This is a genomic window from Nitratireductor aquibiodomus (genome assembly GCF_900105565.1).
In the GTDB taxonomy this organism is placed as follows: domain Bacteria; phylum Pseudomonadota; class Alphaproteobacteria; order Rhizobiales; family Rhizobiaceae; genus Nitratireductor; species Nitratireductor aquibiodomus.
The window spans coordinates 155,925-170,171 of record NZ_FNSL01000001.1; the positions used below are offsets into that span (position 1 = coordinate 155,925).

General features: G+C 63.8%; 17 protein-coding genes. 11 read left to right on the top strand and 6 right to left on the bottom strand.

Translation table 11 applies throughout. The features are described 5' to 3' along the window. The first annotated feature begins 24 nt into the window (after window positions 1-24). From BLW55_RS20595 to BLW55_RS00765, 3 genes are read left to right on the top strand one after another with little or no spacing between them, the layout of a single operon-like run. Window positions 25-252 carry a hypothetical protein gene (locus BLW55_RS20595; protein WP_143038408.1) on the top strand — a complete coding sequence of 76 codons (228 nt, stop codon included), beginning with the start codon at window positions 25-27 and terminating at the stop codon, window positions 250-252. Further along, window positions 230-553, top strand: coding sequence for a DUF1476 domain-containing protein (locus BLW55_RS00760; RefSeq protein ID WP_090325973.1), 324 nt, complete (start codon window positions 230-232; stop codon window positions 551-553). Before BLW55_RS20595 ends, BLW55_RS00760 begins: the two co-directional genes overlap by 23 nt. Before the next feature lie 4 nt (window positions 554-557). Continuing rightward, window positions 558-1,340 carry an HpcH/HpaI aldolase family protein gene (locus BLW55_RS00765; RefSeq protein ID WP_244508954.1) on the top strand — a complete coding sequence of 261 codons (783 nt, stop codon included), beginning with the start codon at window positions 558-560 and terminating at the stop codon, window positions 1,338-1,340. A gap of 25 nt (window positions 1,341-1,365) precedes the next feature. Here the strand turns inward: BLW55_RS00765 and BLW55_RS00770 are convergent, their stop codons facing one another. Next, window positions 1,366-1,914: an RBBP9/YdeN family alpha/beta hydrolase gene (locus BLW55_RS00770; protein ID WP_007009771.1), complete on the bottom strand. Its 549-nt coding sequence runs from the start codon at window positions 1,912-1,914 to the stop codon at window positions 1,366-1,368. A 222-nt stretch (window positions 1,915-2,136) separates the two neighbouring features. Here BLW55_RS00770 and BLW55_RS00775 point away from each other — a divergent pair, with 222 nt between their 5' ends. Then, window positions 2,137-2,946, top strand: a complete 810-nt coding sequence (locus BLW55_RS00775; protein WP_090329841.1) for a VOC family protein — start codon at window positions 2,137-2,139, stop codon at window positions 2,944-2,946. A gap of 78 nt (window positions 2,947-3,024) precedes the next feature. On the opposite strand, the gene purB is transcribed toward BLW55_RS00775, so the two are convergent. From purB to BLW55_RS00800, 5 genes are all read right to left on the bottom strand, one after another. Next, window positions 3,025-4,332 (bottom strand): adenylosuccinate lyase, encoded by a 1,308-nt coding sequence (gene purB, locus BLW55_RS00780; RefSeq protein ID WP_090329842.1) that lies wholly within the window; start codon window positions 4,330-4,332, stop codon window positions 3,025-3,027. A 61-nt stretch (window positions 4,333-4,393) separates the two neighbouring features. Continuing rightward, on the bottom strand, window positions 4,394-4,891 hold the full coding sequence (locus tag BLW55_RS00785; RefSeq protein WP_025031660.1) for a hypothetical protein: 498 nt from the start codon (window positions 4,889-4,891) through the stop codon (window positions 4,394-4,396). Between the two features lie 38 nt (window positions 4,892-4,929). Beyond that, window positions 4,930-5,655 carry a DUF2259 domain-containing protein gene (locus BLW55_RS00790; RefSeq protein ID WP_090325978.1) on the bottom strand — a complete coding sequence of 242 codons (726 nt, stop codon included), beginning with the start codon at window positions 5,653-5,655 and terminating at the stop codon, window positions 4,930-4,932. Between the two features lie 31 nt (window positions 5,656-5,686). Continuing rightward, window positions 5,687-6,700, bottom strand: coding sequence for a P1 family peptidase (locus BLW55_RS00795; protein ID WP_090325981.1), 1,014 nt, complete (start codon window positions 6,698-6,700; stop codon window positions 5,687-5,689). Continuing rightward, complete coding sequence (locus tag BLW55_RS00800) at window positions 6,700-7,758, bottom strand: branched-chain amino acid ABC transporter substrate-binding protein (protein WP_007009766.1); 1,059 nt, start codon at window positions 7,756-7,758, stop codon at window positions 6,700-6,702. Before BLW55_RS00800 ends, BLW55_RS00795 begins: the two co-directional genes overlap by 1 nt. 254 nt (window positions 7,759-8,012) lie before the next feature. Here BLW55_RS00800 and BLW55_RS00805 point away from each other — a divergent pair, with 254 nt between their 5' ends. The 7 genes from BLW55_RS00805 to BLW55_RS00835 are packed head-to-tail and all read left to right on the top strand — an operon-like array spanning window position 8,013 to window position 14,240. Then, window positions 8,013-8,507: a flavin reductase gene (locus BLW55_RS00805; RefSeq protein ID WP_090329843.1), complete on the top strand. Its 495-nt coding sequence runs from the start codon at window positions 8,013-8,015 to the stop codon at window positions 8,505-8,507. A gap of 29 nt (window positions 8,508-8,536) precedes the next feature. Then, window positions 8,537-9,454, top strand: a complete 918-nt coding sequence (locus BLW55_RS00810; protein WP_007009764.1) for an AAA family ATPase — start codon at window positions 8,537-8,539, stop codon at window positions 9,452-9,454. Then, complete coding sequence (locus BLW55_RS00815) at window positions 9,455-10,717, top strand: vWA domain-containing protein (RefSeq protein WP_090325983.1); 1,263 nt, start codon at window positions 9,455-9,457, stop codon at window positions 10,715-10,717. Next, window positions 10,710-11,048: an XdhC family protein gene (locus BLW55_RS00820; protein WP_090325986.1), complete on the top strand. Its 339-nt coding sequence runs from the start codon at window positions 10,710-10,712 to the stop codon at window positions 11,046-11,048. The genes BLW55_RS00815 and BLW55_RS00820 overlap by 8 nt, the downstream gene beginning before the upstream one ends. Next, the gene (locus tag BLW55_RS00825) at window positions 11,048-11,752 is read left to right on the top strand and encodes an XdhC family protein (RefSeq protein ID WP_090325989.1); all 705 of its coding nucleotides are present in this window, start codon (window positions 11,048-11,050) and stop codon (window positions 11,750-11,752) included. Before BLW55_RS00820 ends, BLW55_RS00825 begins: the two co-directional genes overlap by 1 nt. Further along, window positions 11,749-13,359, top strand: coding sequence for a molybdopterin-binding/glycosyltransferase family 2 protein (locus tag BLW55_RS00830; RefSeq protein ID WP_090325992.1), 1,611 nt, complete (start codon window positions 11,749-11,751; stop codon window positions 13,357-13,359). The genes BLW55_RS00825 and BLW55_RS00830 overlap by 4 nt, the downstream gene beginning before the upstream one ends. After that, window positions 13,356-14,240 (top strand): alpha/beta fold hydrolase, encoded by an 885-nt coding sequence (locus tag BLW55_RS00835; RefSeq protein ID WP_090325995.1) that lies wholly within the window; start codon window positions 13,356-13,358, stop codon window positions 14,238-14,240. The genes BLW55_RS00830 and BLW55_RS00835 overlap by 4 nt, the downstream gene beginning before the upstream one ends. Window positions 14,241-14,247: the final 7 nt, after the last annotated feature.

Consider the following 14,247-nt stretch of genomic DNA (forward strand, 5'->3'; position numbering starts at 1 on the left):
GAAGTTCCGCAATGCGGCAGTTTCATGGATGCATCGTTTCACGCGGTCTCTAGCGCAAACCCACTCATACCACAATTGCCATTTGTCATCGCCAACGTGTTTGTGCCCTGCCGGCAAAGCGCGGATGCACCCAACGAGCGTATTGACCCGGAGCGGGGCTTCTGGTTTTTGCTTGCCAAACAGTTGTTTCCGCATCGCCAGACGATGCCCGAGCCGGAGGATTTGCTAGATGGCCAACATGAAAGACCGTGAAGACGCGTTTGAGAACAAGTTCGTGCACGACGAGACCCAGAAATTCAAGGCCATGGCACGCCGCAACAGGCTTCTGGGCCTGTGGGCCGCTGAGAAGCTCGGCAAGAGCGGTGACGACGCGGACGCCTATGCCCGTGAAGTGATGAACTCGGATTTCGAGGAAGCCGGCGACGAGGATGTGTTCCGTAAGGTCCGCAAGGACTTCGAGGCCGCCGGTGTGGAACAGTCGGATCACCAGATTCGCCGCACCATGGATGAATTGCTCGCCACCGCGCTCGAGCAGATCAAGAAAGGCGAGTAGGTCCTTGTCGGTCCCGTCGCTGGCCGCACGCCTTAAAGCGGGGGAGAGCGTCTTCTCCGCCTGGTCTTCCATTCCCGATTCGCAGACAGTCGAGCTCGTTGCCGGACTGGATTTCGGCGCTGTCACGCTCGACATGCAGCATGGCGGACATCACGAAGACAGCGTCCTGCGCGGCATTGGCGGCATCCGTTTGAACGGCAGGCATCCGCTGGTGCGTATCCCTGTCGGGCGTTTCGACATGGCGAGCCGTGCGCTCGACATGGGCGCGGAAGCCGTGATCGCCCCGATGGTGAACTCGCTGGAGGATGCCCGCGCATTCGCTGCCGCGATGAAATATCCGCCCGTCGGGCTGCGATCCTGGGGACCGAGCTTCGCCATGCCGCGCGCGGGAACGACTGACGGGCAGGCCTGGCTCGAGACAGCCAATGCCGGAACGGTCGCCTTCGCCATGATCGAGACACGGCAGGCGCTCACGGCACTTGACGACATTCTTGAAGTGGAAGGCATCGACGGTGTGCTGGTCGGCCCGTCGGACTTCTCCATCGCCTGGTCAAACGGCAGGACGGTCGATCCGGCTCTCGAAGACATGATGCCGGCGATTGCAACGATTGCGGAAAAGGCGCGGGCGATCGGCAAACATGCGGCGATCTACGTGGTCGATCCACGGCTGGTCGGTCGCTTCTATGCGATGGGGTACAGGCTGTTCGCCATGGGGTCGGAAGCAGCTTATATGGCACAGGGCGCACCGGCCATGCTGCAGGCTGCGCGGGACTCCATCCAGAGTTAGGGTCAGGTCCTGACCCTAAGAGAAATCAGAGCTGCTGGATGAACTTGGCGAAGGTCATGGAACCTTCGGGCCAGGGGCCGAAGCCGGATTCGGCGTTGATGTGGCCGGATTCGCCCGCGTCCAGAAACAGCGAGCCCCAGGCGGCGGCAATGTCTTCCGCGACGTCAAACGCGCAGAAATGGTCGTTGCGGCTCGCAATGGTGATCGACGGGAACGGCAGCGGATCGCGCGGGTAGGGGCCGAATGTCATCAGGTGTTTTGGCCGGATCCTGCTGTTGGCAACGTCGGGCGGGGCGACGAAGAATGCGCCCGCAACCGGCTTCCTGAACTCGGGGATGGCTTGAACGGCGGTGGCGACGCCGAGCGAATGGGCGACCAGAACGACGGGCTTTTCCGCTTCGTTGACGGCCGTCACCACCTTGGCGACCCAGTCTTCCCGCACGGGCTTGGACCAGGCTTCCTGTTCGACACGCCGCGCGGTGGACAGGCGAGACTGCCAGCGTGTCTGCCAGTGGTCCGGCCCGGAATTTGTGTAGCCGGGAATGATGAGGATGTCGGCATCTGATACTTTCATGGCCGGCCATGTAGCCATCGTGTCGGAGGCATGCAAGCGCTGGTGCGGTTTGCAATGCGGATTGCATGCGTTTTCGAACGATTCTTGAAGATTGTGTTTCATTTGATGAACAGCGTGTTCGCCGGGCGGGCGCTTGCGCGGAGGGGGATGGCGCGCCAGTTTCAGGGGGACATGAGGCGGCCCGCCAGAGAGGCCGGCTGCCGCTTCGCAGGAGATAAAGCGATGAGTGGGTTTCCCTTTGCCGCAACCACGCCGGTCAGCATCGGCCGTGTCGGCCTGAAAGCGCGTGACGCGCAGAAACTGGCGGCGTTCTATTCAGATATACTGGGTCTTCAGGAGATGGACGGCGACAATGGCGCGATTGCGCTGGGCGTCGGTGGCCGCACGCTTCTGGAGATTGCCGAAGACAGGTCCGCCGAGCCGGACGATCCGCGTGAGGCCGGGCTCTTTCACACGGCGTTCCTGCTGCCTGAACGGGCGGATCTGGCGCGCTGGTCGCTCTTTGCCCGCGACCGCAACATGCGCCTTGAGGGCGCGTCCGACCATCTGGTGAGCGAAGCGCTTTATCTTTCCGACCCGGAAGGTAGTGGCATCGAGATCTATGCCGACCGCGCTCCTGAAAGCTGGACGAAGAACGAAGACGGAATCGCCATGGCGACCGAGCGTCTCGATTTCGGCAGCCTGTTGTCCACGGTGCCCGATGGCGATGCAGGCTGGCAGGGCGCGCCGGAGAACACGGTAATCGGCCATGTGCATCTGCGCGTCGGCGACCCGGTGACGGCGGAAACATGGTGGCATGAGGCGCAGGGCTTCGACACGATGACACGCTATGGATCGCAGGCGGTGTTTCTGGCGACGGGCGGTTATCACCACCATATCGGCGCAAACAGCTGGCGAAGCGCGGGGGCCGGCAAGCGCAACCCGAGCCGCACGGGGCTCTCCTGGCTTGAACTGAAGAGCAGGAATGCGACAGCGGAGAAGGAATTCGCCGACCCGTGGGGCACGGTGATCCGCGTGTCTCCGACAGGGTGAGCCCATTTGCGTGATCCAATGAAAAACGCCGGCGCATCGGATGATGCACCGGCGTTTTCACGTTTCATGACAAAACAATCAGCTTTCGCCGAAAACCCGCTCGAAGATCGTGTCCACATGCTTGGTGTGGTAACCGAGATCGAATTTTTCGCGGATCTCGTCTTCCGAAAGTGCGGCGCGCACATCCTTGTCGCCCAGAAGTTCCTCAAGGAAGTCTGCACCTTCTTCCCAGACCTTCATGGCGTTGCGCTGGACGAGGCGGTAGGCGTCTTCGCGCGACACACCTGCCTGAGTGAGCGCCAGAAGCACACGCTGCGAATGGACGAGGCCACGGAACTTGTTGAGGTTCTTGTCCATCGTCTCGGGATAGACCACCAGCTTTTCCATCATGCCGGTCAGGCGCATGAGCGCGAAATCGAGTGTGACGGTGGCATCCGGGCCGATCATGCGCTCGACGGAGGAGTGGGAAATGTCGCGCTCGTGCCAGAGCGCCACGTTTTCCATGGCAGGCATGGCATAGGCGCGCACCATGCGGGCAAGACCGGTCAGGTTTTCCGACAGGACCGGATTGCGCTTGTGCGGCATGGCCGACGAGCCTTTCTGGCCCGGCGAGAAATACTCTTCGGCTTCCAGAACCTCGGTGCGCTGCAGGTGACGCACCTCGACCGAGAGCCGCTCGATGGAAGAGGCAATCACGGCGAGCGTGGAGAAATACATGGCGTGGCGGTCACGCGGGATGACCTGGGTGGAGACGGGCTCCGGCTTCAGGCCCATTTTTTCCGCGACGTGCGCCTCGACGCTGGGATCGATATTGGCGAAGGTGCCCACGGCGCCGGAAATGGCGCAGGTGGCGATTTCCTCACGCGCATTGACGAGGCGGGTGCGGCAGCGCTCGAACTCGGCATAGGCCTGCGCCAGCTTGACACCGAACGTCGTCGGCTCGGCATGGATGCCGTGGCTGCGGCCGATGGTGACGGCGTCCTTGTGCTCGAAGGCGCGTTTCTTCAGGGCGGCGAGCAGCCTGTCGAGATCGGCAAGCAGGATGTCGGTGGCGCGCACCAGCTGGACGCTCAGACAGGTGTCGAGCACGTCGGAGGAGGTCATGCCCTGATGCACGAAGCGTGCCTCGGGACCGACGATCTCCGCCAGATGCGTCAGGAAGGCGATGACGTCGTGCTTGGTCTCGCGCTCGATCTCGTCGATGCGGTCGATGTCGAAGGTGGCGTTGCCGGCCTTGTCCCAGATGGTCTTTGCGGCTTCCTTCGGCACGATGCCGAGCTCGGCCATCGCGTCTGCGGCATGCGCCTCGATTTCAAACCAGATGCGGAACTTGGTCTCTGGCGACCAGATTGCAGCCATTTCCGGCCGCGAATAGCGCGGGATCATGCGTGCCTTGCCTTCCATGAAAGTGGGGTCGGCGCCTGACTAGCAGAGCTTGGCGTTTTCCTCAACGCGGCCTGGCGGCATAGATGCAGGAGAGGGCGAAAAGTGCGGCCAATCCCCAGGGAAAATAGAACCGGAGCCCGATCACGGCGAACTGATAGACCGCTCCGGCTGTGGTGAAGATGAAATGGATCACCCATGACGGCGAGAGGAGCGCGCCATGCCACTGGGCATAGTAGGCGCGGTATTGCAGCGCATAGAGGGCGGCCGTGACGCAGATCGTGGCAAGCGCAAAGCACAGAAACGCGGCGGCGAAACGGGATTCGGGGCGGGCTTTGCGCGCGACGAGCGCCTGCAGCGTGTGACCTATGGGAAACGCGAGGGCGGCGCCGAGCGCAAAGATGGATGTCAGGGCAACCATATGCGGCATAGACTGCCAGCCGCGCATCCAGAGGGAGCCGAGCGCGTTGAAGCCCATTGCCGCGCCCCAGAGAAACGCGCCTTTCAACGCCAGCGCAGGTGACGGCAGCGCCTGCCTTAGGGTGGCGAGACGCTGCCTCATGGAAACCCGATGCTTTTGCCGCCCCCGGACATCAGCCGCTAGAGCCGGCCTGTCACGGCAATGAAGCGGTGGTCGGGGCCCTCAAAGCCCACTTTGCGAACTGCGATCATGACTGCAAAGACCGATGCGCCGCCTTCGGGATAGAAGGTCTGGATGCCGCTGATGCCGTAGCCGAGCGGGCAGCCGCGGCTCTGCGGGATCGTGCTGTCCTCATGCACCAGCGCGGTTTCGGCCCCTGGTTCCGTGGCGATGCGTGACAGGCGGAAGCCGGCCGGTTCTCCGAACCCGTAGCATTCGGCGCCATCGGGCATGGGAAGCTCCGTCAGGCGGAATTCGAGAGAACTGTCGATGGCGGGAAAGACCGGGCGCGGACTGACGGCCATGCGGAAGGGATCGGCCGATTGTTCCGTGACGGCGTTCCAGCCGGCGGTAAAGCCGCGATTGTCGGCGAGCACCGTGTCGGAGATGACGGACTGGGCCTGTGTTTTTGCCTGAGCGCGTGCATCCGAAACGCTGGCGCCATCCTGCTCGACGGTCACGCGGATGGGCGTGCCGGGCAGGAAACTGTCATTGGCGGTGTCGATATAGTAGCGATTGGCGTAAGCGAATCCGGATCCGTCCTGCACGCCGTACTCCTCAAACGCGAAGGTGGCGCCGTCGGCTGAAAAGCCGAGGATCTCGACGGAGGCGGTGTCGCCTGCATGCGCCGTGGCGGAGGCGGCAAGAAGCGCCGCGGTGCAGACGATTGCGGGAAGGTGTTTCATGCTGAAATTCCTTTCGGCCTGAATTCTGATCTTAATGCCCTACGACAGACTGTTTCGCCCAAGTGGGAAATAGATCACGTTCGTCCGGTGTGGCGGCAAAAACACCTCTGGCAATGGCCCGCGCCATGGTTGCGGCCGCGGCCGCATTGAGGTCGATCACACCGTCCAGATCGAGCACGGTTTCGCTGCGGCCCGTCGAGAGCGCGAAGACAAGATCGCCATCGACAGGCGTGTGGGCCGGCCAGATGGCACGCGCGAACCCATCATGGGCTGAGATGGCGAGGCGTTTTGCGGCGGGTTTATCAAGCCTTGCATCGGTGGCGATCACGGCAATGGTGGTGTTTCCGCGCGCAGCGGTGCGCATTTTGGTGGTGACGTTCGAAGCATCCGCCGGAAGCGGGTGGGGCATGCCAAGGCCGCCGAACTCGTCGCCGATCTCGAAGGGAGCGGCCCAGAAATGCGGTGTGTTGCCGATGGTGACGGAACCCACGGCATTGACGGCAACCAGTGCTCCGACGGTGATGCCGTTTTCAAGAACCGTTGAGGCCGAGCCGAGCCCGCCCTTGAACGTGGCGGTGGTGGTGCCTGTGCCGGCACCTGCCGTGCCGATCTCGAAATCCTGCGATGCGGCCATGGCGGCGGAAAAGCCGAAATCCCGATAGGGGGAAAAGCGACCCCAGTCCTTGTCGCCGCCATTGGGCAGGTCGAACAGGATGGCGCCGGGCACGATGGGCACGCGAAAACCCAGGATCTCAAACCCCCGGCCCATCTCGCGCAGCGCCGCCTGCACGCCGGCTGCCGCATCGATGCCGAAGGCCGAGCCACCGGACAGCGTGATCGCGTCCACGCCGTCAACCAGATTGTGCGGCTCGAGCGCATCGGTCTCGCGGGTGCCCGGCGCTCCGCCGAGAACCTGGACACCGGCGGTCGCCGGCGTTTCGCACAGCACCGCTGTGACGCCTGATTTCACGCTTCCGTCGGTGTGGTTTCCCACGGTGAGACCCGCGACGTCGGTGATCAGGTTGCGGGAACCGGTCCGCCACATCACTCAACCTCCTGAAATGTCTGCCCGTCGAAGCGGAACAGGCGATAGAGGGGCTGTTCGAGGTCACCCTTCCGATCGAAGGAATAGGGGCCGAGCGCTGTCTGGAAAGTGCCGGATTCGAGTGCATCGGCCACCGGGCCTGACCCGGTGCGGAGCGCGGCAATGGCAAGCTCGGTCGCCGCGAAGGCGGGCAGGACGTAGCCGTCGGGTATGATTCCCGCCTCTTCAAGCGCTTTCCCGGCGGAATCCGTTGCAATATCGGCCCAGCGCGGCAGGCCGACCATCAGCGTGCCTTCCGCAAGCGGGATCGCGCTTTCCTCTGCACGCAGCGCTTCGCCGCCGGCGATGACGAGATCATAGTCCATGCCGCCCGCATCGCGTGACAGAATGGCAATGTCGCTGCGGTCTCCACCGACGAACACATGCGTGGCGCCGGAGCGCTTCAGCCGACCGGCCAGACCGATCTGATTGTCGAGCTGCGGGCGGAACGTATCCACGAAAACCGGTTTCAGTTCCTGCAATTCGGCCGTAGCGCGCAGATTTTCCGCCAGCTCGCGTCCGTAGATCGTACCGTCGTCCACAATGGCAAAGAAGTTTTCCCGCCAGCGGGGAAGCAGGATGTCGGCAACGGCATCGCGTTCGGCATCGGCGCGCGGGGCGGTGCGGAAGACGGGCCAGCCCGTGCGCTCCCGCTGGTCGGTAAGGGTTGCGGTGCGCACACCGGGCGTGATCACAGGAATGCCGGCTTCGGCAAAAAGCGGCAGGGCTGCTTCGATGGCGTCGGTGCACAAAAAGCCCACCACGACAGGTACGTTCTGCTCGATGAGCGCGCGGGCGGCTGCTTCACCACCCTCGGTGCTGCACTGTGTGTCTGCTTCGACAATCTGCGCGCCACCCGCTTGAGCGGCCAGACGCGCGCCATCGCGCATCTGCTGGCCGAGCAGGGCAAAACTGTCGGTCAGCGGAGCGGCGAGGCCGACAACCGGAGCCTGCGCATGGGCCGCAGGAGGGCTGAAGGCAGCAAGGCTGCTCAAAATGAAAAAGGCGAAGCAACGCATAGCTGGAGATCAATCACCCATTTGACGGTTGCGCAGTAACACGAGAATCAGCCCGCCCGCATCCGAACTTAACCGTAAAGATGCGGAACTGGTAAATAACCGTGTCATATGGCACTTCGGGTAATGTGAACCTGTTTTGAAGGGCTCTGGCTGGCGCAGCCCTTTTTCCGTTTTTGGACTGTCAGTCCGTGATGCTCCTTGGTAAGCCTGCCCACCCAACCTATATCGCACACAAGAGTTGAAAAGAGTTGACCGTGCTAAAGACCAACGAGATCGAACCGCGCCACTACCGCGATGCCATGGCCCGTTTTGCCGGTGCCGTTCATGTCGTCACCACGGATGGACCGGCAGGCAAACGCGGTGTGACGGCCATTGCGGCGTGTTCGGTTTCGGACAACCCACCCACAGTGCTGGTGTGCCTCAACCGCGAAAACCCGAGCAATGACTGCTTTGTGGAGAACGGCGTTTTTGCGCTCAACACGCTGGCAGCGGACCATCAGGAGCTTTCCAACGCGTTTTCAGGGCTGACCGGGCTTTCGCCCGAGGAACGTTTCGCGCAGGCGCGGTGGGAGACGATTGCTACAGGCGCGCCGACCCTGTCGGACGCGCTGGCGGTTTTTGACTGCCACGTGGTGCAGACGGTGGAACTGGGCACGCACCGGGTTTATTTCGGCCGTGTTGCCGGTCTCAGCATCGGCGACAAATCCAGCCCGCTCCTCTACCATGAGCGGGGCTACCGGGTATTGTAGCCGCAAGTCCTTTCGGGAAAACTGGGGGAATGATGGCCCAACCGAGCACACGCGGCCTGCCGCAATCCATCGATGAAACGCTGGCGCTTCTGACCGACGGTGGCTACGTGGCCGACCGCTCGCTTGCGACCGTGCTGTTCCTGAGCCTGACGATGCAGCGGCCCCTGTTTCTGGAAGGCGAGGCGGGTGTCGGCAAGACCGAGATCGCCAAGGTTCTGGCCGACCGGCTCGGGCGAAAACTCATCCGGCTGCAATGTTATGAAGGGCTCGATGTCTCTTCTGCCGTCTATGAGTGGAACTATGCCGCCCAGATGATCGAGATCCGCATGGCCGAAGCGGCAGGCGTTCATGACCGCGCGGAGATGGAAAGCGGTGTTTTCTCCGAAAAGTATCTGATCCGCCGCCCGGTTCTGGAAGCGCTGGAACGCAGCGTGGACGGGCCGCCGATCTTTCTGATCGACGAGCTGGACCGGGCTGACGAAGCCTTTGAGGCCTATCTTCTGGAAGTGCTTTCCGACTATCAGGTGAGCGTCCCGGAGCTTGGCACGATCAGGGCCGCAGAACCGCCCATTGTCGTGATCACCACGAACCGGACACGCGAAATACACGACGCGCTGAAACGGCGCTGCCTCTACCACTGGGTCGATTACCCGGACGCGCAGCGCGAGCTCGATATTCTTGCCCGCAAGGTGCCGAACGCCAACGCGACGCTGGCCAGACAGGTGGTCGTGTTCGTCCAGAAGCTGCGCGAGCTCGATCTCTTCAAGGCACCCGGTGTTGCCGAAACGATCGACTGGGCAACGGCGCTGACGGCACTTGGCAAGGAAACGCTCGATGCCGAGACCGTGTCCGACACGATGGGCGTTCTCCTGAAATATCAGGACGACATCGCGCGCATGGAAGAGGGCGAGGGCGTGCGTGTTCTGGAAGAGGTGAGGGTCGGCTGAATGGCCGCCGCCCCGGCATCGCAGAAAACGGCTTCGGTTGAGCCGCAGGGCGCGCGGCTGGCAAACCGCATTGTCGGCTTTGCCCGCATGCTGCGCCGCGCCGGCCTCAGGATCGGGCCGGCAGCGGTGATGGATGCGGTGCGCGCGGTGCTCTCGGTGGGCATCGAGAAGCGCGAGGATTTTTACTGGACCCTGCATTCGACCATGATCTCGCGGCGCGAGGATCATGCCGTATTCGATGCCGTGTTCCGCCTTTACTGGTCACGGCGCGAGGATCGCGACGACGCGGACGGCGGCGGGGATGATGAAGAGGCGGAGGTGCTGCGCGAGAAGAAGCGTGCGGGAGACCGGCGCGCTGAAGATGCGCTCGATGAAGAGCGGCGCGCGATCATCAGGAAGCGCCCGGAATTCGAACTCGATGCCAGGCTCTCCTTCACCGCGATGGAAGTGCTGCGCGGCAAGGACTTCGCACAGATGTCGGCTGCGGAACTGGCCGAGGCGCGCCTTGCGATGCGCGATCTCACCCTGCCTTTCCACCGCGTGGCGACGCGGCGTTTTCGGCCGGATCCGCACGGCGCGCGCATCGACCCCCACGCTATGTTGCGGATGAGTCTGCGCACGAGCGGCGACCTGATCCTGCCGAAATTCCGCTCGCCGCGCGAGATTGCGCCGCCGCTGGTGGCGCTGGTCGATATTTCGGGCTCGATGAGCCAGTATTCGCGTGTTTTCCTGCATTTTCTCCATGCGCTGACGGAAAAGCGACGGCGCGTTCACAGTTTCACCTTCGGCACGCGGCTGACCAACATCACGCGGGCGCTCAGCAGGCGCGATCCGGACGAGGCCATGGACGAGGCATCGGAAACCGTGCGCGACTGGTCGGGCGGCACGCGGATCGGCACGGCACTTGGCGATTTCAACCGGCTGTGGTCACGCCGGGTTTTGGGGCAGGGCGCCATCGTGCTCCTGATCACGGACGGGCTGGAGCGCGACCATATCGAGGTTCTGTCACGCGAGATGGAGCGGCTTTCGAAATCCTGCCGTCGGTTGATCTGGCTGAACCCGCTGCTGGGTTTCGACGGGTTCGAGCCGCGCGCACGCGGCATGCAGGCCATGCTGCCCCATGTGGATGAATTGCGGGCCGTGCACTCGCTCGATGCGCTTGGCGATCTCATCGCCGCGCTGACGGCACCGGCGAGCGGCGGGGACTTGGCACGGCACTTCCGGCGTGCCCATATGACGAGCGGGAGAAACGCCAATGTCTGAAGGCATGCAGAACAATGATCCGCGAGATCCGCTGATGATCGCGGAGGAATGGATGAAGGCTGGCCGTGATGTGGCGATAGCCACGGTGGTTGAGACCTGGGGCTCTGCGCCGCGGCCGGTGGGCAGCCATCTGGTGATCGACACGGACGGCAATTTCGAAGGCTCGGTTTCGGGCGGTTGTGTCGAGGGTGCGGTGGTGGCGGAGGCCGCAGACGTGCTCGCGGAGGGCAAGCCGCGCATGCTGGAGTTCGGCGTTGCCGACGAGACTGCCTGGGAGGTGGGCCTTTCCTGCGGCGGGCGCATCAGGGTTTATGTGGAGAGGCTCGGCTAGTGGACCCGCATTCGCTGAAAAAACTGAACGCGTTGCGGCGCGAGCGCCAGGCCGCGATCCTGTTGACGGATCTGGGTGACGGCCGCGACCGGGTGATTGGCGAAGGCGACACGGTGGCGGGAGCCCTGGGAGACGCGGTGGCGCGCGCTTTCCGATCCGGCAAATCCGGCGTGGCGGAGATCGATGGGCGCGATTTTTTCCTCAATGTGCATCTGCCCGCGCCGCGTCTTGTGGTGATCGGCGCGGTGCATATCAGCCAAGCGCTGGCGCCGATGGCGAAAATCGCAGGGTTTGATCTGACGATCATCGATCCGCGCACCGCCTTTGCCTCGCCGGAGCGGTTTCCCGAGATGGCGCTCCACGCCGAATGGCCCGACGAAGCGCTGGCGCGCCAGCCACTCGATGCCTATACGGCGCTCGCAGCACTCACCCACGATCCGAAGATCGACGATCCGGCCCTCAGAGCTGCCTTCGAAGCGGAGTGTTTTTACATCGGTGCGCTGGGAAGCCGGAAGACCCATGCCACACGTGTCGAGCGGCTGATTGATGCCGGTGTTCCGGGAGAGGCGCTGGAGCGGATCGATGCGCCCATCGGGCTCGATATCGGGGCGGCGACGCCGGCAGAGATCGCCGTGGCGGTGCTCGGCGCGGTGATCCGGGCGCTGCGGACGCGCGGGCTGCAGGGCGGGAGTGTCCCGGCGTGAAGTTCGGGCCGCTTTCCATAGACGAGGCCGAGGGCGCGGTGCTGGCGCATGCGACGATGGCCGGCCGGACGCGGCTGCGCAAGGCGCACCGGCTGACGGCAGAAGACATCCGTCTCCTGCGGGCGGAAGGGGTTTCAAGCGTGATCGCGGCGCAGCTCGAGGCCGGTGATCTGGATGAGGATCAGGCGGCGGAGCGGCTTGTAGAACGGCTTGCCGTGGATGGGGTCGCCGTGCGCCCCCCCTCCACGGGGCGGGTGAACCTTTATGCCGAAAAGGCCGGTCTTTTCGTTGTCGACAGGGCTTCGGTCGACCGGCTGAACGCTGTCGACCCGGCAATCACGCTCGCCACGCTGCCGGACTACAGCGCGGTGTCCGAAGGCCAGATGGTCGCAACGGTGAAGATCATCCCCTTCGCGGTTCAGGCCCGGCGGGTGGACGAAGCGATGGAAGCGATCCGTGAGGACGTGTTTCGCGTTGCGCCATTCCGGGCGCTCTCGGTCGGCGTGGTGCAGACGGCGCTTCCGAGCCTGAAAGACAGTGTGCTCGACAAGACGGCGCGCATCACCGGCGTGCGGCTGGCGCGTTCGGGCAGCCGCGTGACACGCGAATTGCGACCGGCGCATGAGGAAGAGGCTGTTGCGCGCGCCATCGCTGCGCTGAAGGAGGAGAGCGACCTGCTGCTTCTCTTCGGCGCATCGGCCATATGCGACGCAGACGATGTGATCCCCGCGGCGATCCGCCGGGCCGGCGGCATGGTCGAGCGGGTCGGCATGCCGGTGGACCCGGGCAATCTCCTGGTGCTGGGTATGATTGACGGCAAGCCGGTGATCGGCGCACCCGGCTGCGCGCGCAGCCCGAAGACGAATGGCTTCGACTGGGTGCTCGACCGGGTGGTGGCGGGGCTCGACGTATCCTCGGCGGACATTGCCGGCATGGGGGTGGGCGGCCTTCTGGCCGAAATTCCGACGCGGCCGCAGCCGCGCGAGGGAAAAGAAGGCGCACGCGATCCGTCCGCCGTGTGGGGTGTGCTGTTGGCGGCTGGCCAGTCGCGGCGCATGGGCCGGCACAACAAGCTTCTCGCCTCGTTCGACGGCGTGCCGCTGGTGCGCCGAACGGGTGCCGCGCTTACTCGGAGCCATGTTTCGGGTGCCGTTGCGGTGCTGGGGCATGAGGCGAAGGCGGTGGAGGCCGCGCTGGAGGGGATCGCGGTGAAATGCGTGCGCAATGCGGATTACGCGGGCGGGCTCTCCACCTCGCTCAGGACAGGGATTGCGGCATTGCCAGACGAGGCCGCCGGCGCACTTATCATGCTGGCCGATATGCCGGAGATCGGAAGTGGAGACCTTGACCGGCTCGTCGACGCCTTCGTGAAGGCGGGCGGCAATGCAGTGGTGCGGGCAACACACAATGGCAAGCGTGGCAATCCGGTGATCCTGCCGCGTGCGCTTTTTGCCGAGGTCGAAAAGCTGACCGGCGACACCGGCGCGCGCCATGTGGTGGAACAGGGGCTGGTCTCGGTGATCGATGTGGAAACGGGCGCTGGCGCGCATCTCGACGTGGATACGCCGGAGGCGCTTGAAAAAGCCGGCGGCGTGTTGAATCGATGAGTTTTCTTTCCTTTGCAAGATTCTGTTTTACCTGTCTTTTTGCCGTTTTCTGGAATGCAGGGGCGCAGGGCTTCGAGCTTGCCGCACACAAGGATCGGCTCTTCGCCTATCCGGCGGTTCTTTCGTCGAGTGATGGCGGGGCTTACCGCGTTGTCGATTACCAGGAAATGCGCGACATCAATGGCCGCGATGCAGTGCCGGAGCGGCGCGTGGACGGGCGCTATGTCTCCACGGGCGTGCGGCGCGCCCAGCAGGAACTGGCGCTCCAGACAGAGGCTGGAACCCTGCGCTATTTCGCGGTCGGCAAGAGCAGGGGCGCCAGCGCCATCGTGCTCTACCTGCATGGCCAGGGCGGCAACCGGCGGCAGGGTGTGAACGATTTTACCTTCGGCGGCAATTTCAACCGCATCAAGAACCTGATGGCGAAGAGCGGCGGGCTCTATCTTTCGCCGGATGTTGCGGATTTCGAGGCGCTAGGTACCCGGCAGATCGCGGCGCTGATTTCCCATTATGCGGCTTCCTCGCCCGGCGCGCGTGTTTTTGTCGCCTGCGGCTCGATGGGCGGTGCGCTTTGCTGGCGGCTGGCGCAGGACGGCCCGACCGTCAGACAACTGGGCGGGCTCCTGCTGCTCGGGTCCATGTGGAACGAGGCGTTTCTGCAAAGCGCGGCCTTTGCGGCGCGCGTGCCTGTCTTTTTCGGCCATGGCAGCGCCGACCGGGTGTTTCCCGTCGGGAAACAGGAGGCCTTTTTCAGGAAGATCCGTTCAGCATCAGGGGATTATCCCGCACGCTTCGTGCGGTTTGAGACAGGCTCGCACGGAACGCCGATCCGTATGACAGACTGGCGCGAGACGCTGAACTGGATGCTCGCTGAGCGGTGACGGGGCT

Bases quoted from the DNA above. Each gene is read 5' to 3' on its own strand.
- BLW55_RS20595 (WP_143038408.1), top strand. From the start codon at position 25: ATGGATGCATCGTTTCACGCGGTCTCTAGCGCAAACCCACTCATACCA.
- BLW55_RS00760 (WP_090325973.1), top strand. From the start codon at position 230: ATGGCCAACATGAAAGACCGTGAAGACGCGTTTGAGAACAAGTTCGTG.
- BLW55_RS00770 (WP_007009771.1), bottom strand. From the start codon at position 1,914: ATGAAAGTATCAGATGCCGACATCCTCATCATTCCCGGCTACACAAAT.
- BLW55_RS00775 (WP_090329841.1), top strand. From the start codon at position 2,137: ATGAGTGGGTTTCCCTTTGCCGCAACCACGCCGGTCAGCATCGGCCGT.
- purB (WP_090329842.1), bottom strand. From the start codon at position 4,332: ATGATCCCGCGCTATTCGCGGCCGGAAATGGCTGCAATCTGGTCGCCA.
- BLW55_RS00785 (WP_025031660.1), bottom strand. From the start codon at position 4,891: ATGAGGCAGCGTCTCGCCACCCTAAGGCAGGCGCTGCCGTCACCTGCG.
- BLW55_RS00790 (WP_090325978.1), bottom strand. From the start codon at position 5,655: ATGAAACACCTTCCCGCAATCGTCTGCACCGCGGCGCTTCTTGCCGCC.
- BLW55_RS00795 (WP_090325981.1), bottom strand. From the start codon at position 6,700: ATGTGGCGGACCGGTTCCCGCAACCTGATCACCGACGTCGCGGGTCTC.
- BLW55_RS00800 (WP_007009766.1), bottom strand. From the start codon at position 7,758: ATGCGTTGCTTCGCCTTTTTCATTTTGAGCAGCCTTGCTGCCTTCAGC.
- BLW55_RS00810 (WP_007009764.1), top strand. From the start codon at position 8,537: ATGATGGCCCAACCGAGCACACGCGGCCTGCCGCAATCCATCGATGAA.
- BLW55_RS00815 (WP_090325983.1), top strand. From the start codon at position 9,455: ATGGCCGCCGCCCCGGCATCGCAGAAAACGGCTTCGGTTGAGCCGCAG.
- BLW55_RS00820 (WP_090325986.1), top strand. From the start codon at position 10,710: ATGTCTGAAGGCATGCAGAACAATGATCCGCGAGATCCGCTGATGATC.
- BLW55_RS00835 (WP_090325995.1), top strand. From the start codon at position 13,356: ATGAGTTTTCTTTCCTTTGCAAGATTCTGTTTTACCTGTCTTTTTGCC.